The 23,134-nt window shown below is 44.1% G+C and carries 17 protein-coding genes; 5 read left to right on the top strand and 12 right to left on the bottom strand.

Features of this window, described 5'->3' with window-relative positions; all coding sequences use genetic code 11:
- Nucleotides 1-297: 297 nt before the first annotated feature.
- Nucleotides 298-1,338, top strand: coding sequence for an alpha/beta hydrolase (locus tag MSG36_RS00705; RefSeq protein ID WP_248365806.1), 1,041 nt, complete (start codon nt 298-300; stop codon nt 1,336-1,338).
- Between the two features lie 289 nt (nt 1,339-1,627).
- The gene (locus MSG36_RS00700; protein ID WP_050650961.1) at nt 1,628-3,361 is read left to right on the top strand and encodes a mechanosensitive ion channel domain-containing protein; all 1,734 of its coding nucleotides are present in this window, start codon (nt 1,628-1,630) and stop codon (nt 3,359-3,361) included.
- Nucleotides 3,362-3,496: 135 nt separating this feature from the next.
- Here the strand turns inward: MSG36_RS00700 and MSG36_RS00695 are convergent, their stop codons facing one another.
- From MSG36_RS00695 to secD, 9 genes are all read right to left on the bottom strand, one after another.
- Nucleotides 3,497-4,429 carry a LysR family transcriptional regulator gene (locus tag MSG36_RS00695; protein WP_012600214.1) on the bottom strand — a complete coding sequence of 311 codons (933 nt, stop codon included), beginning with the start codon at nt 4,427-4,429 and terminating at the stop codon, nt 3,497-3,499.
- Between the two features lie 296 nt (nt 4,430-4,725).
- Nucleotides 4,726-5,427, bottom strand: a complete 702-nt coding sequence (locus tag MSG36_RS00690; protein WP_012600215.1) for a hypothetical protein — start codon at nt 5,425-5,427, stop codon at nt 4,726-4,728.
- Nucleotides 5,428-5,502: 75 nt separating this feature from the next.
- A complete protein-coding gene (locus tag MSG36_RS00685; RefSeq protein WP_248365804.1) occupies nt 5,503-6,180 on the bottom strand; it encodes a hypothetical protein in 678 nt (225 codons plus the stop codon).
- Between the two features lie 187 nt (nt 6,181-6,367).
- Entirely contained in the window at nt 6,368-7,018 is a 651-nt protein-coding gene (locus MSG36_RS00680; protein WP_248365802.1) for a MarC family NAAT transporter, read from the bottom strand.
- A gap of 36 nt (nt 7,019-7,054) precedes the next feature.
- Nucleotides 7,055-8,446 carry a magnesium transporter gene (locus tag MSG36_RS00675; RefSeq protein ID WP_248365800.1) on the bottom strand — a complete coding sequence of 464 codons (1,392 nt, stop codon included), beginning with the start codon at nt 8,444-8,446 and terminating at the stop codon, nt 7,055-7,057.
- A 45-nt stretch (nt 8,447-8,491) separates the two neighbouring features.
- A complete protein-coding gene (locus MSG36_RS00670; protein ID WP_012600220.1) occupies nt 8,492-9,148 on the bottom strand; it encodes a DedA family protein in 657 nt (218 codons plus the stop codon).
- A 57-nt stretch (nt 9,149-9,205) separates the two neighbouring features.
- Nucleotides 9,206-10,297 carry a calcium:proton antiporter gene (locus MSG36_RS00665; protein WP_248365798.1) on the bottom strand — a complete coding sequence of 364 codons (1,092 nt, stop codon included), beginning with the start codon at nt 10,295-10,297 and terminating at the stop codon, nt 9,206-9,208.
- A 296-nt stretch (nt 10,298-10,593) separates the two neighbouring features.
- The gene (gene secF, locus MSG36_RS00660; RefSeq protein WP_012600222.1) at nt 10,594-11,496 is read right to left on the bottom strand and encodes a protein translocase subunit SecF; all 903 of its coding nucleotides are present in this window, start codon (nt 11,494-11,496) and stop codon (nt 10,594-10,596) included.
- Nucleotides 11,496-13,283, bottom strand: coding sequence for a protein translocase subunit SecD (gene secD, locus MSG36_RS00655; RefSeq protein ID WP_060980575.1), 1,788 nt, complete (start codon nt 13,281-13,283; stop codon nt 11,496-11,498). The genes secF and secD overlap by 1 nt, the downstream gene beginning before the upstream one ends.
- A 385-nt stretch (nt 13,284-13,668) precedes the next feature.
- Between secD and MSG36_RS00650 the strand changes: the two genes are divergently transcribed.
- Entirely contained in the window at nt 13,669-13,932 is a 264-nt protein-coding gene (locus MSG36_RS00650; protein ID WP_017091753.1) for a hypothetical protein, read from the top strand.
- Between the two features lie 218 nt (nt 13,933-14,150).
- Here MSG36_RS00650 and MSG36_RS00645 read toward each other — a convergent pair whose 3' ends face one another.
- Genes MSG36_RS00645 through MSG36_RS00635 form a run of 3 tightly spaced genes read right to left on the bottom strand, consistent with a single transcriptional unit; the run spans nt 14,151 to nt 18,543 of the window.
- The gene (locus MSG36_RS00645; protein ID WP_248365796.1) at nt 14,151-15,302 is read right to left on the bottom strand and encodes a lipocalin-like domain-containing protein; all 1,152 of its coding nucleotides are present in this window, start codon (nt 15,300-15,302) and stop codon (nt 14,151-14,153) included.
- Nucleotides 15,302-17,836 (bottom strand): ABC transporter permease, encoded by a 2,535-nt coding sequence (locus tag MSG36_RS00640; RefSeq protein WP_248366376.1) that lies wholly within the window; start codon nt 17,834-17,836, stop codon nt 15,302-15,304. The genes MSG36_RS00645 and MSG36_RS00640 overlap by 1 nt, the downstream gene beginning before the upstream one ends.
- A gap of 8 nt (nt 17,837-17,844) precedes the next feature.
- Nucleotides 17,845-18,543, bottom strand: a complete 699-nt coding sequence (locus MSG36_RS00635; protein WP_248365794.1) for an ABC transporter ATP-binding protein — start codon at nt 18,541-18,543, stop codon at nt 17,845-17,847.
- 519 nt (nt 18,544-19,062) lie between these two features.
- Between MSG36_RS00635 and MSG36_RS00630 the strand changes: the two genes are divergently transcribed.
- A complete protein-coding gene (locus MSG36_RS00630; RefSeq protein WP_248365793.1) occupies nt 19,063-21,012 on the top strand; it encodes a methyl-accepting chemotaxis protein in 1,950 nt (649 codons plus the stop codon).
- A gap of 89 nt (nt 21,013-21,101) precedes the next feature.
- Nucleotides 21,102-22,886, top strand: coding sequence for an EAL domain-containing protein (locus MSG36_RS00625; RefSeq protein WP_248365792.1), 1,785 nt, complete (start codon nt 21,102-21,104; stop codon nt 22,884-22,886).
- Nucleotides 22,887-23,134 lie beyond the last annotated feature (248 nt).

Here is a 23,134-nt window from a genome sequence, read left to right as displayed (position 1 = left end):
TGAGTGTTGTCTTTTTATATTGTTTAGCTATTTAAACGCATAACCAATATAAAAAAGAAAACTAAATAGCCTGTTAATACCATACTTTCTGGTAAGTATTTCATGTAAGCTCCTTATCTTTTCTTCATTTAATATCGCATTTGATTTTTAGAATTAGTAGGAATTAGAGAAATTCATTATTGCTACTTAGCTATAATCAAATTTGAATTTCTCTAATTCATAGTGCTAATGGATTCGGACGTGAATAATAGCCTCAGTTCGCCAATCACGGCTTTTAGATTCATTACCGGAGTTACTATGAAAACCAAATCACTACGCACTGTTATTCCTGCATTGCTACTCACCTTATCAAGCACAGCGGCGTTTGCTGGAATGGAACTGCAAGAGCGAAAGGTTCCGACCCCAGCAGGAATATCGACAGAGTTTGCTCAGTTATTTGAGAACAGAGTTATCTCACCGGCAATTCCTGTTCCTAACAACACGGCAGAGTGGTTGGCGTTACAAGCCCAATTTGATGCGCCAGGTATTAAGATTGCTCAACAAGCTCTAGAGCGCTTGGACGTTACTTATGAAGCTAAGCAGTTTGCCGGAGTCGATACGTTCTTTGTTACGCCGAAGAATATCGCCCCTGAATACAAAGATAAGTGGCTAGTCCATATCCATGGTGGTGCATTTGTTTTCGGTGGGGGTGAATCAGCTTTACGAGAAGCTATTTGGGTTGCGAACGGGCTTGGTGCTCAGGTGATCTCTGTTGACTATCGTCAACCGCCACTGCATCCATTCCCAGCGGCAATTGATGATGCAGTTGCAGTATGGAAAGAGCTAATAAAAACTCAATCACCAGAATCAACAGCGATTTTTGGCACATCCGCAGGCGGCAACTTAACGTTAGCAACGACACTTAAACTGCAAGAGCTCGATCTTCCCGCACCTGGCGCATTGTTTGTTGGGACCCCTTCCGTCGACCTTAAAGAGACATCGGATTCATGGTTAACGATGCAAGGCTTAGACCCTCTAGGTCAGCGAGAAGGGTTGATTGAGGGCACTTTCGATGTCTATGCTGGTGGAGAAGCGCTTGATAATCCTCTTATTTCACCAATATACGCTGATATTGATGAATTCCCACCAACGATATTCATTTCAGGTACTCGAGATCTCTTGTTAAGTGATACGGTTCGTATGCATCGATTATTACGCAGTGCAGACGTAGAAACTGACCTGCATATATATGATGGCCAATCTCATGGTGATTATATGACTGGTATCTTAATCGACATGCCAGAGTCTGAAGATGCTATTAATGAGTTAGGCCAGTTCTTTAATAAACATATCAACTAGTTTATTTCAGCAAGCTAATATTGAATCACATGGATGTGGATTTTTATTTGGAGGATATAATGACAACGTTATTCACTTCACTTTTAAAATGTATATCTACGTTACTACAAGCTAATTATCATTACTCTCAACATCAATCTGTCATGGATCATTCTTATTCGCTAGCCCCTATGTTTTCATTGGAACAAAGTGATGACGGGAGATCGTTGTGATAAGACGTTTTTATTCGATGTTAGTAGCCGTTTTTCTAACCATACCCTTATGTCTAACCATACCTAATGCGCTAGCCATGCAAAGTATTGCTTTGGAGCTCGCCGACACGTCGAGCCCCAAACATACTCTTTCGAGCTTCATCAGGGATTCGAGTGTGGTTATCGAGCATTGGAAAAATGAAACACTGCATCTTAAAGAAGCGCAGCATGCTTATTCACAAGTGATCAGAACCATGGATTTGTCTATGGTTCCGAATCGAAGCCGAACAGTTGTCGTGATGGAGAAAATAATTCTTCTTCGTGAGTTGTTGGATCGAATCGATCAAGGTACTCATCAACTAGTGCCAAATGTCGAGCAAATAAGGGGAGAAGATATTGATCACTGGCGTTTAGGCAACACTGAGATCGTATTGTCTCGCCAAACTCTAGGCGATCGAACCGATCAGTTCCTATTTAGTTCTAACACCATTCAAAGCCTTTCTCGGTGGTATAGAACGATGTCAGTCCTTCCGTACTATGCCAAAGCACGTCCAGACTATTATCAGGAATTTCTGATTAGCCCCGGACCTATGTTCTCTAAGCAATTTGTTCTTTCTTTACCTTCATCTTTTAATCAACTTTATGGGCCGCTTCCTTTATGGCAATGGCTTGCACTCACTGGCGTTTTGTCACTATGTAAGATAATGATAAGAATTAGCTTTTTGCTTGGTGAACGCTGGAATCGTCGCTGGGAAGGAAAAGGCTTGAAATGGCGGGCAGGTCGACTGTTGTCGCTGGTGGGCGTGGTGAATTTGCTGTTTTTAGCAAGATGGGTGATTGATGATGGGATATGGATTACAGGTGGTGTTTATCAGCTGTTCACCACCTTCTTCCTACTGGCTCAGTTCTTCTTCGTCTCATGGCTTATTATGGCCATTTTCAACTATTTCGCTGATATTTATGTATTCAAAAAGCACAATGGAAAGCACGTAGATTCGTCACTGATTACCGTATTGGCACGTATATTTGGCGGGTTGACGATCGCGATTCTTGGCATTTATGTCATCGAATTTATGGGGTTCTCAATCTCCCCAATATTGGCAGGTTTGGGTGTGGGTGGCTTAGCGGTTGCACTGGCCATTCGCCCTATATTGGAGAACGTAATCAACGGATTAACGCTCTATGCTGACGGGGGCGTAAAGATTGGTGAGTTTTGTCGTTATGGAGACAAACTAGGAACCATTGAGAGTATTGGTTTGCGTTCGACTCGAGTCCGGACGCTAGAGCGCTCTTTAATTACCATTCCTAACTCGGAATTTGCCAACATGGAAATTGATAACTTGGAGCGACGTGATAAGCGACGCATGGATCATGTGTTGAGATTGCGTTCCGAAACCACCCTTGAGCAATTACGCGTACTGATCGTTAATCTGCGCCGGTTGTTACTACAACATCCAATCATCGAAGAAGATCCAGTTCGAGTGAGGCTCATGGGTGTTGGGGAATACTCCATCAATATTAATCTGATGGCTTACATTAGCTGTCGTGACCATGAAGAGTTCATGGCTGTCCAAGAGGATATTTTGTTTTCTGTATTGACCCAAGTCGAGAGCATTGGTGCGAAGATAGCTCACTCTACGCAATATCAACTTGTGGATGTAAATGCCAATGACAATGAGGAACAGAAACGAAAAGCCGAACAGGTTGTTGCGCAGTGGCATGAAGAGCAAGCCTTCCCATTTCCTGATTTCAGCTTTGAATATAAGTACGAAATTAAAAATACCATCATGTATCCTGCGGCAACCTCTGCTGTGCGCCCACCTTCTGCTTAAAGCAGCCTCAGACACGATTAACCTAAAGACACCTTGCCCCTAAAGACAACGTGCCTCTAAAGCGACCTATATATCGCTTTAGGGGCCAGAGCTTATCGTTAATAGTTTTTCAATTGAGGCCAGAAATCCCGCTCGCTATCGACCGTCAGGTTGAACAATACTATCAAAGTAGCTCTGCATGGTTTGATGCAATAGTTGGTGAAGTGGGAAGCCTCGTTTGGATTGCAGGTAGCCGCCCTCTACACCAATTTGGCGCATTTCTTTTGGTAAATTAGGTAATGGGTAACAGCGGAGTTCCGAATCATCTTCCGTCATAAAACTGCTGCCAAAAGAGAAGGCATCCGAATTTCTGAGCTTGCTTCGTAATACTGTGAGGCTATGCGTCGCCAGCACAATATTCGCGCTGTAGCCTTTTGATATATAGAGATCTTCAATCGGAGCACGCTTGGTGTTAATGCCATCAATTAAGATTCTTGTTATTGGTAGGTGATGAATATCTTCCCATTCACTGCTTTTACTTAACACAGGGTGATCTTTACGCGCAATTAGGCTCAATTTTACTTCGGTGAGCTTATGTTGGTAGATATCTTGAGGTAATGGAATGCCTGAAAGTTGTAGTAAATAATCGACTTGTCCATTCAGTACTTCTACCAAGCTTTTATCTTGCCAGTAGATCAATTTAAAGCTCGCTTGTGGTAAAGCTTCTTGCAGAACCTTAAAAACCCCGTCGCCATACAGTTCAAGTAGAAATATATTTAATGCAATAGTGACTTCGCCAGTAAATATTTTAGGGTCAAAGTTGTGGTAGGACTCAACCACTTTTATCAAAGGGGAGTACATTTCATCGGCCGCTTCGGCGAGTTTCTCTGCCAATTCTGAAGGCTCGACGCCGTGTGCTTTACGAAGAAAAAGCTGGTCGCCAAAAGTTTCTCTTAACTTCGCCATCCCTCTGCTGACACTGGTTTGCGATATACCAAGCTTGTCTGCTGCTGCATGGGTATTACGAGTTTCAACAACCGCTTTAAGTAACTTGAGCAGATTTAGGTCTAAGTCTTGAAGTTCTTTCATGGGTTACCTTTTCGTAATGAAGTTCGAAAGCGTAACCTAAGAATAAGGGAAATTAGCCTTTGTTCAATAGTTTAAGAACGATATGTGTTAAAGAATGTTTGATACGGTTCGCAGCAATGCGCTGTGAGCAGAAGTTAGCTTTCAACGAAAGGCGTTCTAAATATCTTGAGTAAGTAAAAGGAGGGCTAGCAACATCCGTGTTACTAAAGGCGCTTAGGGCTTGATGTGATACAAGAGCTTCGAGTTAGAGTACTCGTTTTAGGTAGAGTCAAGGGCATTATAGTGAATGAGTGTAGCTACAGCGCATAGGTGTAGTGAATGCCCACCTTGTTGTCGGTTTCATCGTAGATACTATACTTAAATGAAATATTTTGGTTATCTGCGATTTGGTATGAAAAATTACCTTCCCAGTCTAACGTGTTGATTTTAAGTGTTTTGTCACTCAAAGACGTCGTGTAGATAGGTGCTATCATCATAGAGACTTGCTCTGTAATGGTAACGACACCGTACAATTGCGCCATAGCAATAGGTACGTCTTTATTAAGGTTATCGCTGGATATGACACCCGCGCCAAGAGTCGGTGCAATCAGTAGTCGTTCATGCAGCGGCAGGACTTGCATCGCGTTCAATACGAAAGTGTGTGTGTCATGTCGGTCATCATATAAATAGTCTCCCATAACGCCACTACCGAAATTGGTGCTCAGTGCCGCGGCTCTGACTCTGTATGTGTCAAAACTGTTTAGAGACTGAGCAAAAATCAATCCCGCCCAATCGTCATTGATTGCTCTAGCATATCCAAATCCCGCATCAAGGCCTTCATTGCTGTACCCTAATTGAAGGGAGCTATAAGCGGCAGTCGGGTCGGTGAAATCAATGGGTGTTGTTTCAATGGTCGCTTCTGTAAACTCTTCTACCGCGGATTCAAAATCAATTGTGTTTTCATCAGCAATGGAATAAGCGCTGATAATACAGCTCAGTAATATTAGTTTAGTTTTCAAAGTGGCTCACTTATTTAAGTATTTTAAAATTAGGTATTAAAAAATGAGCTGCCTATTACCGGCAGCTCTAATTATTTAGAATGAATGTTTAAAAGAGAATAATGAAAGGTTATTACCATCATCATATTGATAGCTATAGACGAACGCGCTTGTGCTATTTAATTGATAACCAAGTTCTGCCGTGTAATCCCAATCTCTAAGCGTCGATTGGTTGCCATTCTTTTCTTTCACTTTACCTAAGCTGTAAGTGTATTCCGGTGTAAATCCTACCCACATGCTTGGGTTCAGGTTGTAAGTCATATCAAGTGATGCATTGGTGTAGTAAACACTGCTGCTCATCTGTTGATGCTTCAGGTTGCCAAGCGTTACTTGAGGTACAACAGAAAACTGTTCGTTAACCGTATTGGCCTTGTAGAGACTGAAGCTATAGTCATTCGCGCGCAAATTATCGGATTGGAAGTTGGTATCATGTTCATACTCAAAAACAAGCCCTAAGCCATCGCTTCTTTGAAAATCAAATCCCAATTCGTGGTTATAAAAATTGTCGTCACTGCTATATGAACTTAGCAAACTCCAATCGTTATTTAGTGACTTTGCATATTGAAGACCAATATCAAAATCGTTGCTGCCGTAACCAATATCAAACCCCGAATAATGTTGTTTAGAGTCAGAGAAATCAACATTGTTATTTGCAAGTACTAAAGGTGAAGAAATAAGTGATGCAATTAATAGAGATGTTTTAGTTAGTTTCATAAATATAAATCCAAGTTGTGTTTGTTTATGCCGCTATTTTATTTACTGACCGGGGAATAGACTATGAATTACAGCGATTCATATTTGCTAAACGTATATACCCAAGCACCTTGAGGTTACTTGGGTATAGACATAAAAAAGCCCCAACCAAAAATGGCTGAGGCTCAAAATTGGGCTATTTGTTTACTTATAAGAGTTCATTGATCTCAAGAACGATTTCTTGAATCCCGAGAGTGAAAAACTGCACTCCCATACAGATCAATAGGAAGCCCATAATTCGGGTAAATGCATTGATGCCATTTTGACCAAGCGCTTTGAGCAGAGGGTACGCCATGGTTAATGTGAAGGTCGCAATAAGTGCGACGAGAGCAAGCCCTGCGACTACACCACCATAGACGCTAGTCATACTTGTGTGGTTTTCATAAGTAGCAATTTGAGCGGCCAGGCTGATGATCATCGCCATAGAACCAGGGCCACACAGTGAAGGAATGGTTAAAGGTACTAGTGCGATTGAATCTTGCCCAGAGGCGGCGGCTCCATTGTCGGGGCGAGGAAACAGCATATTGAAACCAATCGCGACAATGATGATGCCACCACCTAAACGCAAGCTCGGTATTGAAATACTGAAGAGTTCGAGTACCGATGCACCAATGAAGAAGGTGATGCACAAGGCAATGAAAAGATAGACTCCAGTCGTTTTGGCTTGCGACACAATATAGCTCTTATCTCGTCCTTTACTCAAACCGAGTAAAACCGTTGCTGCTGCGGGTGGGTTCATGATGGGTAATAGGCCAAGAACCGTGAGTGTCATATAGGTGAACAATGTTTCTAAATGCATAAGAATCCCCATTTTGTGGTGGAAGAAAAAGTTAAATCACAGTAAAAAAGCGTGTGCTAGATACAGAACACTGAAGAACGAAATTGCGTCGGTTAATGTTGTCAGCATTGGGCTTGATAGCATGGCTGGGTCGAAGTTGAGCCGCTTTAGTAGCAAGGGCAATGTACCTCCAATCACGACGGCAAGAGTGGAAGAAAGTGTGTAAGCAATGGCGATAACCAATGGCAATCCAGAGTGCTCCCCGCCAAGCGTGAACAGCGTAAGCAGAGCCAGAACACCACCAATTAATATTCCATTGATCGCGCCGATTGGAATCTCTTTCGCGACCACATACAGCAGGTCTTTGGCCGAGATCTGGCCCATCGATAATTCACGTATCGACACTGCAACGGATTGATTCCCAGCCGCACCAGAAAGATTGGCGACAAGCGGCAACACGGCCGCTAAGACGGCAATTTGTTCAATGATGGGTTCGTAAATAGCAATGATTGAAATCGCGGCATAACTTAAGGCGACTGAAGGCAATAAAAAGGCGAGTCGACGTAGGTTACGTTTTAGTACTGGCATGGTGCGAGACTCATCACCTCCAAATACACCGGATTGCTCCAGCATTTGCTGCTTCGAACGTTGGTATAAGGCTTCATTGAGATGTTTAAAACCGACGATGCCTATTTGGAAACCTTGTTCATCAACGATGGGAACAACGGGGTGTAAAGTGGTGTCCAGCGTACTTTTAATCGTATTTAGATCCGTGTCAGGGCTGATAACGGGCACTGTGGTATCTATGTATTCCCTTAATGACGTACCACGTGGTAGCAGCAGTACATCACGGATCTTCAGCCCGCCTAAATAGCTGCCTTCAGTGTCATGCAAGTAAACGTAGCGCCACTCTAGTCGATCTAAGTTGTGTTCTTCTGCGCTTAATATTGCGCTCAAACTGTCGATGGTAGCGTCTGCTGCCAGTTTGAGGACTTCGCTTTTACAAATCCCTCCGGCAGAGTCTTGTGGGTAGATCAAGGCTGCACGCTCCTCGTCTTTCCATGTTGAAGGTAGGGCTTGCCTGAGCTGTTTTTGTAGGCCGCTTGGCAGCTCATTGAGTAGCAGCCGGCGGTCTGCGGAATGCAAATATTGAAATAGCACTATGGTGCTACTTTCAGATAGCTGACTGATCAGCCATAGAAGCTCGGGATCAGATAAGTGATCAAGTAAGTTGGCAGCAAGGCTTGGGTTTACTTCGCTTAATAGAGTCCAAGTGGCGATACGTTGCTGGTCAGAGAGCTTCCTTAAGACTGATGGCAGTTCGACGGGTTCAGCCTCTAGAAGCGTTTGATTCAGTCGTTTAGCCTTTCTCAGAGTGAGACACTCCAGTATTTTTAGGTACAGCTTTTCCGCCCCTTCTGATGAAAAAGCTAATGTAATTAATGTCATATGTTAGACCTTTGACAATAAGTGAGAATACAATTGAAGCGATTTTTATTCGGATGTTTGTGGTTGTCGCTTCTTGGTCGCAAGCCGAATAAAGAGGGCGATAAATGCAGTAACCATCAGGATTAAACTGCCCATTAAGAACCACTTTGTAATCAACTCTTGATATTGCGAGACGAATGGGTGTCGCATGATCCACTTTCCTATCAGCAATAAACTGAAGACCCATGTAATCGAGCTAGTGAAGCTAACAATCAGCGTTCTTATTGCGCTGAGTTGTGCAACGCCCATCAACATTGGGGTCAGTACGCGAACAAATGGGACAAACCGCGAAACGAACAGGGACAAAAAACCGAATCGGTTTAATAGTTTTTTTGCCTTGGGTAACGATTCATCTGGCAGTGTTTGTTCAGCTTTACGCATGAACGGAGTATTGTGCAGCCATCGCCCTTGAAGGTAGGCAATGATACTGCCCAAAAAAGAGGCACTGGTTAGAAGCATTAGAGCACTTGAAAAATCAATCGCGCCCAAACCAACCATGCCCCCGACAAACAGCACTAGGCCGTCACCGGGTAGTGGTAAGAAAACAAAACTCGACTCAAGAAAAAGCACGACACCAAGCAAAAGCAATAAAACGTGCAGTGAATTCAATTCAAGTAAGGCATCGAAGTCTTGCAGCCAAATCGCGGAAATAATCTCTTGCATGGAAACTCCAAGTTAACGTGGGCTCTGGCTGTTGATAGCCGGAGCCCACAATGCGTTTTAATCAAACATCAAGATGATGTAGGCAAAGAACAAGATGAGGTGGGTTGCACCATTGAGCGAGTTAGTTCTCCCGCTGCTAAAGCTCACGCTTGTCATTAATAGCGTTGCACCTAATAACACCATTTCTGCAGGGGCGAGGCCGAGTTGGATGGGTTCGTTCATTACCCCTGAAATCAGCAGAACAGCGGGAACGGTTAGTGCAATAGTGGCGAGAACTGAGCCAAAGAAGAGGTTCATCGCACGCTGTAATTGATTGGTCACGGCGGCTTTAACGGCACCAACCGCTTCAGGTGCGAGAATAATCAAGGCAACAATCAAACCACCTAGAGCCGCAGGTGCGCCCATTTCCGTGATGCCATCGTTAATTGGAATCGCGAGGCTTTTCGCTAACAAAATTACCACCATCAAATAGCTCACCAGCATAATCGTGTGGAATATATTGCTGTGCAGAGGGCCGTGATGTTCGTGATGATCTTCATTATCACCATCAATGAAGTAGTCGGTATGGCTGCGTGTTTGGATGAACAGGAATACGGCATACAAGGCGATCGAAGCGAGCACTAATGTCCAAGTTAGGCTGGTCGACATGTTACCCAGTGAATCCATACTGGTGAAATTAGGCAGTACCAAGCACAGTAATGAGAGTGGAATAATGGCCACCAAGTACGCTTTTATTCCATCAAGGTTGTAGGTTTGGGTATGGTATTTCATTCCACCGATTAACAAGGTGATACCGACAAAGCCATTAAGCACCGCCATCACGACAGCAAACATGGTGTCACGCGCTAGGAAGGGATTCGATTCTCCAGTCAGCATAACGGACGAGACCATAATGACTTCGAGCAAGACAACAGACAGCGTTAATATAAGAGTACCGTATGGGTCTCCAAGCTTGATCGCCAGCGCATCTGAGTGGCGAACAACCGAAAAAATGGCGCTCATCACCGCGTAAAACAGCACCGCAGTAACCATTATGTAGGCGAACTGAGACAGCTCTCCTGTGAGTAAGTTGTCGCCGATCAGTTTGAAAAATAGAACGGTAACGATGCCAAGTGGCAGTTTGTATTCTTGTTTGAGTACGTTGAGCATGTTGAGCCTTTATTGAGTAACCGAAGGCTCGCTAATGTCCTTTAACGAGAGTAAATCGGGTGAATACTGCAATTTCCTGTGCAGCAAACGGTTCGTTTCAAGTTATGCGTTTAAGCTTTTGCATCTAAAACGATATCTACAAAGCTATGCGTCTAACCATGTTGCTAACTTAAGGTGAACCGATGATTCAGACTATGAATTAGAGAAATTCTTTGTTGCTATCAGACGACCGACATTCGCCTAATAGCGTGCTAAGTAAGCAGTAAGCAGTAAGCAATGAGCGCAGTAAGTAAAAGCTAAGGCATGCTTTCAAGGGATTCAGTTTCTTCCGGTTTATAGTGGGTTGGTTTCAAGCCCACACGAGTTGGCAAGAGTGTGCCAATAGAGATAGAAGACCATGTCCCACTTAAAATCCCGACACACAGTGCAATGGCGAAACCTTCTAGTGCGCTCCCTCCTAACAACCACAATGCTGAGACTGTGACTAAGGTGGTGCCTGATGTGACAAGCGTTCGTGACAACGTTGACACGATGGACTGATCGAGAAGGGCATCGGTTTCACCGTCTGGCTTCGCACGAAATACCTCACGGATTCGATCTGAAATGATGATCGAGTCATTCAGGGAGTAGCCCATCACTGCCAGTAAAGCGGCCAACACGGTTAGGTTGAATTCAATTTGAGTCACCGCAAAGAGCCCTAGCACAATAACAATGTCGTAAATCAACGCCGCAATTGAACCTAGCGCTAATCGCCATTCAAATCGGTAGCTCAAGTACAGCAAGGTAAGAACGAAACAAGCCAAAATCGCTAAACCGCCTTGTTCGACCATTTCTAACCCAACCTGAGGGCCAATTACGCTGCTGTTAGCAATGTGAAAATTGCTGTCTATTGGCAACAGTGCTTGGTTAAGTGCGTCTCGCAAATCGAGGTCTGTATCATTGAAACGCAGTTGCCAATTTCCCTCACTGCCTGCCGCTGTCACTTGAACATCTTGGCTCAGTGCTGAGTCGAGGTGAGATTTGAGCTGAACTTGAGTTACGTTTGGTTTTGTTTGAATATCGGCGACAACACCTCCCGTAAAGTCGAGTCCCCAATTGAACCCCCTTGCAACGATTGATGTAATGGAAAGCGTCAAAAGAATCAGAGATATCATCGTCATCAATTGACGTATTTTGGTGACGCTAATTGATTTGGTCATTACAGTTTCACCTCATGTGAGGTGTCTCTTCCCCACAAATAATTGATAAGAATTCGAGACGCAAATACGCCGGTAAATAAGCTAGTCAGTAGGCCTAATCCGAGTGTGATAGCAAAGCCTTGAATTGGGCCGTTACCTATTGCATACAAAGCGATGGCAACGATCATAGTGGTGAGGTTGGCATCGAAAATTGAAGAGAATGCACTATCGAACCCTCGATCTATGGCTTGGGAAAAGTTTCTGCCTTCTCGCATTTTGTCTTTGATGCGTTCAAAGATAAGCACGTTGGTATCGACAGCCATCCCCACGGTTAGCACGAGCCCAGCAATGCCCGGAAGCGTTAGCACAGCGCCAGGAATGAGCGCCAATAGGCCAAACAGACACACTAAGTTGATAGTCAGTGCAGCATTCGCAACCCAGCCAAGGCGTCGATACCAACAAGCGATAAATACCAATGTAAAACCAAGCCCCAAGGCGAGTGCAGCAAAGCCATTTTTGACGTTTTCAGCACCAAGAGTTGGCCCGATTGTGCGTTCTTCAACAATGGTAACAGGAGCGGTGAGTGAGCCAGCTCTCAATAGAAGAGCCAGGTTTTGAGCATCTGCCATTGACCCCGCGCCAGTGATGCGAAAGCGGTTACCCAGCGTCGATTGAATTGTCGCTACGCTGATAACTTCGCTTTGCTCAATGGATTGTCCTGTCTCTGATTGACTGTATTCACTGTACAGAGTCGCCATCGGGTTTCCGATATTGCTGCGCGAGTGATTGGTCATCAGCCGCCCCCCCGTGCTATCAAGAGTGATGTTAACTTCGGGTGTTCCCATTTCTCCTAGGCTGGCGCGTGCATCGATAATATGCTCGCCCCCTAAGATACTGTTTCTATGCAGAATGACAGGTCTACCATTTTGGTCATTGATGGATTTTGTTCGTGCGCTGACATTAGGCTCCACATGGTAAAACGCTAACGATGCAGTGGCGCCGATAATGTTTTTTGCGGATGTCGGGTCTTGTACTCCTGGCAGTTCGATGCGAATTCGATTTTCACCTTGGCGTTGGACTGCGGCTTCCGTGATCCCTAGCTCTTCTATGCGGCCTCGCATTGTTTGAAGATTTTGTGTCACGGTCAAAGTTCGAATTGCGCGTTTCTCTTCCTCATCCATTGAGATCATTAAGCGCTCACCAGATTGGCTCAGAGTCCAATTTGGATACTGTGTTCTTAAGTGGGTTCGAATATCGCCAAGTAATGCTTCGTTATATCGAGCAATGACTACCTCACCGCTTTCTACACGACCGCGTACACGAAACTCCTGACGAAGGTCGTCGATCACTGATTGCGCGTGAGCATTAAAGACAGGGGCTAGGTCAACGTCTAAGAGAAATTGCACACCACCGCGCAGATCTAATCCAAACTTAATCGGCTGAAAGCCCAGCGAGGTTAGCCAAGAAGGAGCTGAAGGTTCGAGCGTGAGGGCAACGGTCTCCGATGATTGGATAAAATCGGACATCAAAGCTTGTGCGGGGGCTTGTTGTCCGCTTGAAGCAAACGTCACAACTAACCTATCGTTGTTTTCGCTAACACTGTGAACATCAATGCTATTGTCCACAAGATAACGATATACATCATCAGCGTGTGTCGAATGCGTTTGGTTTGAAATGTGCAAAGCTTCACGTTCACCAAATGCAGAGGGTAGGGCACTGAGAAGCATCAGTACTACAGACAACACGAGAACGATGACCTTCCATTTAGCTGAATAATTTATGGGTGCGATTGAGCGCTTTAACTTCATTTTGGTTGCATCTTATTGATTAACGCATACGTAAATAGCACCAAGCTTATTTATTAAATAAGCACCAGTATTAATCATGTATGAGTTGAAACTAAGGGATCCTAAAGGTTATCGATGGCGCTTTCGGTTTTATCGATAAACCTAACTGTTGGTTACTGAGCTATCTTAGTTTCTTGATTCAATAGAACTATGGGTTAGAGAAATTCATATTTGGTTTGCTCGACTTTGCATATATGAATTTCTCTAATTCCTCGCAGAGATTCGATTTATTTAAAACAATGTAATCTGAATTAATGATTGAGGATAAATCTACGTGGATTGCACAATATATTTAAACGATCGCAAATATAGAGTTTGCGATATTGGTGAAGGGAGATGCACTCTAGTGCTTAGTTACGCAGAAGGTATAGAGTCATTGCATGAGCACTTTAGCCATCAGTTTCTTGAGATAGAAAGAATGATAGTCATCGATATATCAACATGTTGGAGTGGAGAAATCGACACACTGTGCGAAAAGGATCGCTGTGAATTAATCGGAGATGTTCGGTTATTAACTGACATCTATTGGCTCGATGATTTTGAAATTAAAACAGATAAAGGACAAGAAATATTCCAAGGGATTTCTGCACTAGCACTATCGACTGAATAGAAAACCTATTGATATGTTTGTCTACGGCGTTGATTTTTAAGTTGCTCTAGTTTGTTGGGGAGTGACAAACTAGAGCAACTTGTATTGATAACCCAAGCTGGGTAAACGATATTTATGGCAGCCGATGTAACGGTTGATTTTATTCTTATTCGTCTGTTAAAAATTAAAAATTAAAAATTAAAAATTAAAGCTTCTCATTTCAGAAATATGCTGTTGGCTTAGTACCCAGTCAATTCCATATAGCCAGATCCGGAATGAGAACCTTTAATCACGATTGGCCCCTCCCAATAGGGAACAGACAGCGGCATTTTGGCATTTGGATTGAGTGCTGAGACGGTCAGTTCGATCTGTTGAGTTGGGATTGAAACTTGCCACTCTGTTGGGTAGTCACGTCCATCGATTTCTGTTTGATTAATAGCGGTTAAGCTGATGTCTTGCTGCTTAATCGTGATGCCAGATCCATCTTGCTGCATTAACCTTGCATGGGAATAACTAGCTTTACCTGATGTTGAGTTTCGAAGCTGAAATACCACTAAGCTGGTTTCATCACTCAGCCTTAGCGCAAACCAATCCCAACCTTGTTGTGAGTCGAGTAAGAACTGTGAGCTCCATTCTCGGTCTATCCAACCTTTACCGGAAATCTGATGCGTCACGCCATCAATAGTTACCTCGCCCGATACATCGATGAATGGTTGGCTGTAGTAGTAGGAAGCCACTTTGCCATCGCTACTTTTAGTGCTGTAGCCTTGTTCGCCTTGCTTTTGATAAGGCGCGTTGTTGGTTAACTTAAGCGAGTATCCAAATTGATCCGAGTTGGCGACCAATGTAGCTGGGAACAGGTCATCGGTCGTCGACGTCCATTGCCAATCATCGAGATAGACCCGAAACGGTGAAGTGCTGACACCCGCCAGTTCAGCTTGGTCGCGAGACCACTTTTCATCGGCGTAGTGTTTGTTTTTAGTGGTGACAGCACTGTGCGCCATGTAGATTTGCTGGCTTTGCCACGTGGTTTCCTTGGTGCTATTGCCACTTTCCTGTGGTGCAGCCGCAAAGCGGAACTGTGTCCATTGTACGCCCAGAGCATTACCATTCTCATCAATCAAGTTTGCGGTTAAATACCACCATTCATGACGAAAATCAGGGTGTGCTTGATGGTCGGCAGGGAAGGTGATGTCGATACCTTTTACTACCGGAGTGAATTGCTCAGCCTCTCTTTGTGTTTCATCGTCGGTTTGTGTTTCATCGTCGGTTTGTGTTTCAGTACCGAGTATCGAACCCATATTTTGAGCTGATGGTTGAGTGGACTCCTCACACCCTAAAAGGAGTAAGATGCCAAGTGTGAGAATGAAAACTCTCATTGATCGATTCATCACAACACCTCACTTTGCAAGCTAGATACCACGGGTTTACTGACCAAACGCCACAGTGGGATCAAGGTCGCAATCACAGCCACTAAAATGGTGATGGCTGCGATGCTCAGTGCATCACTCCAATTCCACACATAATTTAAACTCCAACCAAAGGCGCGCAGGGTAACGATGTCCGTCAACACATAACCGACCATAGCGCCGAGTGGTAAGGCGATAACCAGAGTGAAGGCGACCAGAACAACGATTTGCCCGACCACCATCGCCATCAATTTTTTCTGACTAACACCGAGCGCATACAGCCTTGCAATGGCGGCTTTGCGTGCATCGAGCAACATGAAACAGGCGCAGAACAACCCAATCACCGCCACCATTAAAGTGACGCCATTAAGCGCCCGAGTGATAGCAAAGGTTTGTGAGAAGATATCTAAAGCGATCGATTTGATCTGCGCTTGATCGTAAAGCTGACTTGGGTGAAGATTGAGTTGTTGGCGTAGCTGTTCGTACACCACTTGTGGGTCGCCAGAGACTTTGATTCCCAAGCTGGTGGGTAAGTCAGTAAACCCGCTTTCGAGCCATAAATTAGGTGCAAGTAACACTTCGCCATTCGGTGAGCCGTAATCGTGGAAAATCGCCCCGACGATGAGTGTTTTGTCTTGGATCGCGTCGAGCTTGAGTTGGCTTCCAAGGGACAAGCCGAGCTTCACTGCCGTAGGTTCGCTGATTGCCACTAACTCACCTTGGTAAAAGCGCGTCCAGAAATCATCAAGGTAGGATTGGAATACCATGGTTTGCTCAAGTGTGTCTTTGTCTTTGGTGCCGAGCAAAGTCGGTAAGCCCTGCAAGTTATCGTCGACATAATATTGCTTATAAACGGTTTCAACATTTTCAAACTGCTCTAACGCACGTTCCACATTCGCGATTTCACCTTGGGCAGGGCTAACGTAAATATCGGCATGTAAGCGCTGTTCAAGCCATTGCTTTAACGTGGATTCAAAGCTGCCGACTAAGGTATTCATTCCGATATTGGCGGTGACGGCGAGAAGCAACGCCATCATGGCAAGGGAGAGAGGGGAGATAAGTTCACGCAGCTCAGCGAACAGATATTGTATTAACCCCGATTGGGTGCGTTTTTCGCTCCAGTTCGCTAGCACGCTGAGTGTTTTGGGTAGATATAAAGGAATCGACACCACTAACACTCCGAGCCATGCCATGGTGAAGCGATGATGTTCGCTCATCCATAACCCTGCTAACGCGAGAATAGTTAATACTGACCCGATAACAAACAGCTGATTTTCGTTAGACGTTTCCGGCGCTTGATAGAAACCGCCATGGGAAGAGAGGGGCTGTCGCACTCGCTGTTTAAAGTGCTGCCAACACGCGACAAGCGTTGCGGCTAGCGTGAGTAGCAGTGCCTGCACTAACCATTGCCACTGCCATGTGCCGGGAAGCAGTGTTGCATCATAAAGTTGCTCAAGCGTTATTGCGACGGTGGGATGTAGCCAATGGCTGAGTTGAATGCCGAGAATGAAACCAAGCGACGCGCCCAGTGTGACTAAAACAGTCAGCTCGACTAACAGAGCTGAAAATACGATGCTTGGCGCAATCCCAGCTTGTTGAATTTGTACCAACAGCCGATTACGTTTCAGCAAACTGTACTTCACGCCATTGTAAGCGATGAACAGGCCAACCAAAAACGCCAACAAACTCATGGCGGTGAGATTGAGGTGAAAGCTATCGGTAATTGAACCGAGATCTGTGCTTTGGTTGTTGGATATCCATTGTCCTTGCTCGCCAATAAGGCTTTGCCATTTATCCTGAGCATTGCTGTTAGTGTCGCTCTTAGTGTCAAAAATAGCGATATAGCTCAGTTGCCCTTGCTTGTTAAGCAGCTGCTGAGCGAATCCAATGTCCATCAATATTCGGCTACCGAGCTGCCATTCATCGGGCAGTACCACAACCTTGGTGACTACTTCATCCAAAGTGAGCGTGTTCACTTCGTCCAAACTCTGGTGCTGAGATTGGCTCATCATCACAATGGGTTCACCCGCTAAGAGTTGCGGCAAAGGTAAGACATTGTCGAACAGGGAAATGTTTGGCTCTTTGGTTTGAGTATTGTTTTTTTCGTCGATGCGAGCGTGACGAGATCTTGAAGTGAGGGCGGCGATCAACTCACTGCCTTGAACTGACCAACGTCGACCTTGCTCGTCTCTTACTCGCCCTTCTATAACAGGTAGCGCTGCGCTTAATCCACTTTGTCTTAAGCTGAAGTAGAGCGATTCCGACAAATAGTTTTGCCCTGCTGGTGGAATGATAAGGTTCTGCGCTTGGGCGCTAAGTTGCTCGGTCGATTCTGCATAACTGCGCTTGGCATTGAGGTTGATGGCTTGCACCGCGACAAACAAGGTGACCGCAAGCACAATGCCTATCAGAATCGCTGCGGCTTGCAGTGGCGATTGTCGATAGTGCGCCGAAAATAGATTCAGAGTCAGTTTTGTATGGGTGAGCTGACTCTGTGCGAAGGCAGTTTGCTTCATTGGATTACTCACAAAGTTGCTGCTCCTGGGGTTAGATCTGCGTTCCTTAAACAACCATCATCTAACACCAATTTTGTCTGCATAAAGCTCGCGCATTCTGGGCTGTGCGTAACCAAAAGCACCGCAGTGTTGCCTTGTGTGGTGATTTTACTCAGCAGCTTCATTACCTCAATGCCTGCTTTGTGGTCGAGGTTGCCTGTGGGTTCGTCGGCAAGCAGTAGCTTAGGTTTATGGGCTAGCGCGCGCGCAATAGCGACTCGTTGTTGTTGACCGCCAGAGAGTGCTGATACGTGTCTTTCGAGTAGCTCACTGATGCCCAATGCATCAACTAAATAATCGCACCAGTCGCTCCATTTTTGTTGATTTAAATGGAGCGGGAAGGCGATGTTTTGTTTTACGTTGAGTGGGGTTAGTAAGTTGAACTGTTGAAAGATCACGCCTAGTTTTTGATGGCGAAATCGGCTCCACTGTGGATCTTTCCAATCTGAAGTGTTCTCGCCATCGAGCCACAGTTCACCAGTCGAAAGCGGTTCAAAGCCCGCGATTAGGTTGAGTAGAGTACTTTTACCGCTGCCACTTGCTCCTGTTAAAGCCACACTAGCACCCGTAGCTAAAGTGAAGTCGACACTGTCCAACACGCTATGGGTGTCTTTACCATCAATAAAGTTTTTGCTGGCATGTGTGAGTGTGACAATAGGGCTTTCCATTTCCTCTCCTTATAACCAATACTTACCATCAAAAGGTGTCGTTACTTGTGGCAATTACCGAAGCGACAAGCTCTATAAAACTGTAGACAACAATTTCAAACAGTAGAGCGATTTATACCGAATTATTAATAACTTGTACTTCGAAAAGAGGGAAATAGATCAGTGTGAGGAGGGAGGCTACAGTTGGAGGGCTATCAGAATGGCTCCTAATCTTAGATTTAAGTCTTTCCCTTGGTGAGTGATATTCAATAACTAGGTATGTAATTGATGTGAACGCAAGACATGTTGACACCCGTGTATTTGTTTTCTTCAAGTGACACCGCAACCGAAAGAAAAGCTCAAACTTAAAAAACAGTTCAAATCGAAATAACACCAAAGAAAGCGCTTTCTTTGTTGATGTGCATCAATTTGTAAATGACACCTCCTGTTATCGTTATATAAGAATGTCCTTATATTTAGCTGTTGAATATATTTGGATGTAGATCTAGTTAAGTTTCGCACAGCAAAGATGTGGTGGTTATGTTTAAGAATTTAAGATTAAAAACAAAGATTGGATTGATGTTTGGCTTTGTACTGGCGATGCTTTCGATTGTATTGGGTATCAGCATTAATGCTCTTCAACGAACTGATGAGGGTATATCAGAATATAGAGGGCTTGCACGGGACACTAACTTGTCTGGAAGGATCCAAGCTAATATGCTTATGGTTCGTATGAACGTCAAAGATTACATTATCACTAATAGCGAGAAGGACTTACAACAATACAGTGAGTATCTTTCAAAAATGCAAGACCTTCTTAATGATGCAAAGCAGGAGATCCAGCAACCAGATCGGGCATCCCTAATTGCTGATGTCAGCAAAGCGATGGTGAGCTATCAAAGTGCCTTTGACAAAACGGTAGACCTAATTGTTGAACGTAAGATTTTATATGACTCTCGCCTCGTGCCTAATGGTGAAAGGATGCGGGTAGCTATCGATGATATTATAAAATCTGCATATCAAGACGGTGACTCTGAAGCCGCTTATCATGCTGGCCATGTTCAGCAAAAGATGCTGATAGGTAGGTTGTTTGTTGTAAAATTTCTTCAATCGAATCTTAGCAGTGACTTTGAGATCGCCATTAAAAATATGCAAGTGTTGGTTTCAGAGGAAATTGAAGACCTGAACGGTAAATTGCAAAACCCTAAGCTCAGGGTGCTGTTCAAAGAGTTTTCCGATGCGCATGAAGCTTATGTCCAGGACATGCGTGATATCAATTACCTAATTGTGAAAAGAAACGACATCATTCAAAACACGTTGGATGTACTTGGCCCTGAGGTGGCGAAATACATTGAAGATATGAAGATGTCGATCATGAAAGACCAAGATACGCTTGGGCCTGAACTGAAAGCAAATACCGACGCAAGTGTGATGCTGAGTTTAACCTTATCTGTGATTGCGATTATGGTTGGTATCCTTTCTGCTTACTTCTTAACTAATGCGATTACCCGGCCGATTCAAAAAGCGGTCGATGCGGCCAATCAACTTGCTGAAGGCGATTTAACAGTTGACGTTGGAATAACCAGCAAAGATGAAACAGGTAAACTTTTAGATGCGGTGCAAAATACTGCAAATCGTTTAACACAGATGATTTCAACCATATCAAATGCGAGTAGTGAGTTAGCTTCCGCTTCGGAAGAATTGGCGGTGGTGACTGAGCAGACATCCAAGGGTATCAGTCAACAGGAAACGGAAACCGAAATGGTGGCAACGGCTATGAATGAGATGGCTACAACGGTTCATGACGTTGCTGATAATGCAGTTAAGGCTTCTGACGCTGCCAATCAAGCGGATACGGAAGCAATATCTGGTTCTCAAGTTGTTCAGCAGACCATTGCTTCCATTAACTCTCTGTCTGAAAGAGTTAATGATTCATCTGTAAAGCTCGATGACGTAGAGCAGGAAGTCGTTAATATCAGTAAAATTCTACATGTAATCAGAGAGATAGCAGATCAGACAAATTTGCTGGCGCTGAATGCCGCTATTGAGGCTGCCCGTGCAGGTGAACAAGGACGAGGCTTTGCTGTGGTTGCTGATGAAGTTCGTTCCTTGGCTGCAAGAACACAAGGATCTACCTCAGAAATTCAATCCATTATCGAGCAACTTCAGATGGGGACTCAAAGTACGGTAGAAGCAATGAAGCAAGGTCAAATTGAGGCTGATAATTGCGTTAACCAGGCCAATAAAGCAAGCATGGCGTTAGAAGAAATTACCAATGCCATTAGCGTCATTAATGATATGAACATGCAAATTGCGAGCGCTTCCGAACAACAGAGTACCGTTGCAGAGGATATTAACAGGAATGTAGTAAACGTTAAGCGCATTGCAGAAGAAAACTCGCTTGCAGCTCATCAAACAAATAGTTCAAGCACAGAGATTGCAAGGCTTGCTGAAGGCTTAGGTCAGCTTGTTTCTGAATTTAAAGTATAGATAAAGCGGCTGCTTTAAATTGATTCATATTGCATATTGAATGACCTCAAATGGTGCGCCATTCGATATGTAACATCGCAGAAGTATATATGAAAATAGATAAAACCATCTTTATGTCAGGTAGTTGTCGTCTTATCGACGCACTTAATAAAGGTTACACTGAGTCCCCATTAAGTCCAAATAACAGCGTCTCGATGATGACTCAACAAGAAAAACTTTCATTTTTTTTCTCTATCGTAAACCAGAGTGAAAACGCCGTTGTCATCACAAACGTTGATAAAAATATTATTTACGCCAATAAAAAATTTGAAGAGTTGAGTGGATATGCACTCTATGAAGTTATTGGCAAGAACCCAAGAATATTGAAATCAAACAATACCCCAGTTGATAGCTACCGCGATATGTATCGCACATTACAGGCGGGGAACTCCTGGAAGGGGGTATTTTTCAATATACATAGGGATGGCACTGAATATATTGAAGAAGCTGTTATATCTCCGATAACGTGCGATACCGGAGAAGTTATTGGTTACTTGGCAGAAAAAAAAGACATTACTCTTCAAAAAATTGCAGAGGAAAGTGTACGAAAATTGACTCATTTTGATAGCCTAACGGAATTACCTAATCGGGCGTACTTTATCGAAGAAGCCAATAAGCTAATGGCCTTCCACCCAACTGAAGAGAACAGCTTTTCAATATTGTTTGCAGACTTAGACCGATTTAAAGAACTTAACGATAGTAGTGGTCATCTTGCTGGTGATAGGGCACTAAAAGAAGTGGCTAGACGTCTTGAACAAGCCCTTCCACTAGGTGATTTAGCTGCTAGAGTGGGCGGTGACGAGTTTGTTGTGATTCATCGACGAGCAACTAAAGAAAGTACAGCGAACTTAGGTGCTCAATTGGCAGCAGCACTGAGTCGACCTATTTCAATTAATATAGAAGAAGAAGCCTTTCTTGGCGTCAGTATAGGTTCCGCTACATGGCCTTCGGACGGTATAACATTTAATGATGTACTCTCGCATGCAGATTTAGCCATGTATGAAGCAAAGTCGGCTGAGCAGGACTTTGTCTCCTATACGGACCAGATAGGCACACACTTTTATCGCGAATTTGACTTATCGTGTAGATTAAAGCAGGCAATACACAACACAGAGCAATTTCATCTGGTGTATCAGCCGAAATTTTATACAGCGACTGCTGAAGTTGCAGGCATTGAAGCTCTACTTCGTTGGGAGGAACCTGAACTAGGCATGATTAGCCCTGCAGAGTTCATTCCTATTGCCGAGAAGCATAGAGTAATGTGCCCTATTGGTAAATGGGTCATCAAGGCTGCCTGTAAACAACTGCGTCAGTGGCGATCTGAAGGTAGAGTGCTACCAGGTAGAATGGCTATAAATATCTCCGTTCAACAACTAGAACACCCTGACTTCTTTGAAGGCATCACCAGTATTATTGCTGAGGAGGGGCTATCACCTACCATTTTTGAACTAGAAGTGACAGAGTCGGTACTGATGAGTAACCCAGAAAAAACAATGTGTGTGCTGCAACAGTTAGAGCATGTTGGATTCTGTATCGCTATCGACGACTTTGGTACAGGGTTTTCGTCTCTATCGTACTTGAAAAGAATTAACGCTCAGATTCTGAAAATTGACAAGTCATTTATTGATAGCTTGGCGACCAGTGTGCATGACAAGATGATAGTGAAATCAGTGGTAGACTTAGCACAGAACCTGGGATTGTCTGTTGTCGCGGAGGGTGTCGAAACTGAGCAACAAAAGCGCTACCTTGAAGAGGTTGGTTGTGACATGGTGCAGGGGTATTATCACTTAAGGGCTGTCACAGCAAATGAACTTGTCAGGAATATCTCATTTTAGGACTTTGCCGGAAGGATGAATTAATACTGATACTCAGCCCTCTTTAAAGGTTTTCCGTTTGCATGTATTGGTTGAGCAAAATTGACCATGACTTTGTTGGCGATTGGAAGTTTTGTGTAGCCGATGAAGCTATCCGAGTTCACTCAATAATATAAAGTTTGCTACAAGGTTATGTCTAGAAACGTTTTGGGATGTTCAATCTAAACCGCTTCACTTGGTGAGGATGAGATGCTTTTGGTCAATATGTG

Origin of the sequence: Vibrio sp. 1CM8B (genome assembly GCF_023161685.1) — a bacterium.
GTDB lineage: Bacteria > Pseudomonadota > Gammaproteobacteria > Enterobacterales > Vibrionaceae > Vibrio > Vibrio coralliirubri.
This window is presented reverse-complemented; position numbering and strand designations above follow the sequence as displayed.

What these genes read in the sequence shown, in the direction of transcription:
- MSG36_RS00705 (WP_248365806.1), top strand. Translation starts at nt 298, where the DNA reads ATGAAAACCAAATCACTACGCACTGTTATTCCTGCATTGCTACTCACC.
- MSG36_RS00700 (WP_050650961.1), top strand. Translation starts at nt 1,628, where the DNA reads ATGCAAAGTATTGCTTTGGAGCTCGCCGACACGTCGAGCCCCAAACAT.
- MSG36_RS00695 (WP_012600214.1), bottom strand. Translation starts at nt 4,429, where the DNA reads ATGAAAGAACTTCAAGACTTAGACCTAAATCTGCTCAAGTTACTTAAA.
- MSG36_RS00685 (WP_248365804.1), bottom strand. Translation starts at nt 6,180, where the DNA reads ATGAAACTAACTAAAACATCTCTATTAATTGCATCACTTATTTCTTCA.
- MSG36_RS00680 (WP_248365802.1), bottom strand. Translation starts at nt 7,018, where the DNA reads ATGCATTTAGAAACATTGTTCACCTATATGACACTCACGGTTCTTGGC.
- MSG36_RS00675 (WP_248365800.1), bottom strand. Translation starts at nt 8,446, where the DNA reads ATGACATTAATTACATTAGCTTTTTCATCAGAAGGGGCGGAAAAGCTG.
- MSG36_RS00670 (WP_012600220.1), bottom strand. Translation starts at nt 9,148, where the DNA reads ATGCAAGAGATTATTTCCGCGATTTGGCTGCAAGACTTCGATGCCTTA.
- MSG36_RS00665 (WP_248365798.1), bottom strand. Translation starts at nt 10,297, where the DNA reads ATGCTCAACGTACTCAAACAAGAATACAAACTGCCACTTGGCATCGTT.
- secF (WP_012600222.1), bottom strand. Translation starts at nt 11,496, where the DNA reads ATGACCAAATCAATTAGCGTCACCAAAATACGTCAATTGATGACGATG.
- secD (WP_060980575.1), bottom strand. Translation starts at nt 13,283, where the DNA reads ATGAAGTTAAAGCGCTCAATCGCACCCATAAATTATTCAGCTAAATGG.
- MSG36_RS00645 (WP_248365796.1), bottom strand. Translation starts at nt 15,302, where the DNA reads ATGAATCGATCAATGAGAGTTTTCATTCTCACACTTGGCATCTTACTC.
- MSG36_RS00640 (WP_248366376.1), bottom strand. Translation starts at nt 17,836, where the DNA reads ATGAAGCAAACTGCCTTCGCACAGAGTCAGCTCACCCATACAAAACTG.
- MSG36_RS00635 (WP_248365794.1), bottom strand. Translation starts at nt 18,543, where the DNA reads ATGGAAAGCCCTATTGTCACACTCACACATGCCAGCAAAAACTTTATT.
- MSG36_RS00630 (WP_248365793.1), top strand. Translation starts at nt 19,063, where the DNA reads ATGTTTAAGAATTTAAGATTAAAAACAAAGATTGGATTGATGTTTGGC.
- MSG36_RS00625 (WP_248365792.1), top strand. Translation starts at nt 21,102, where the DNA reads ATGAAAATAGATAAAACCATCTTTATGTCAGGTAGTTGTCGTCTTATC.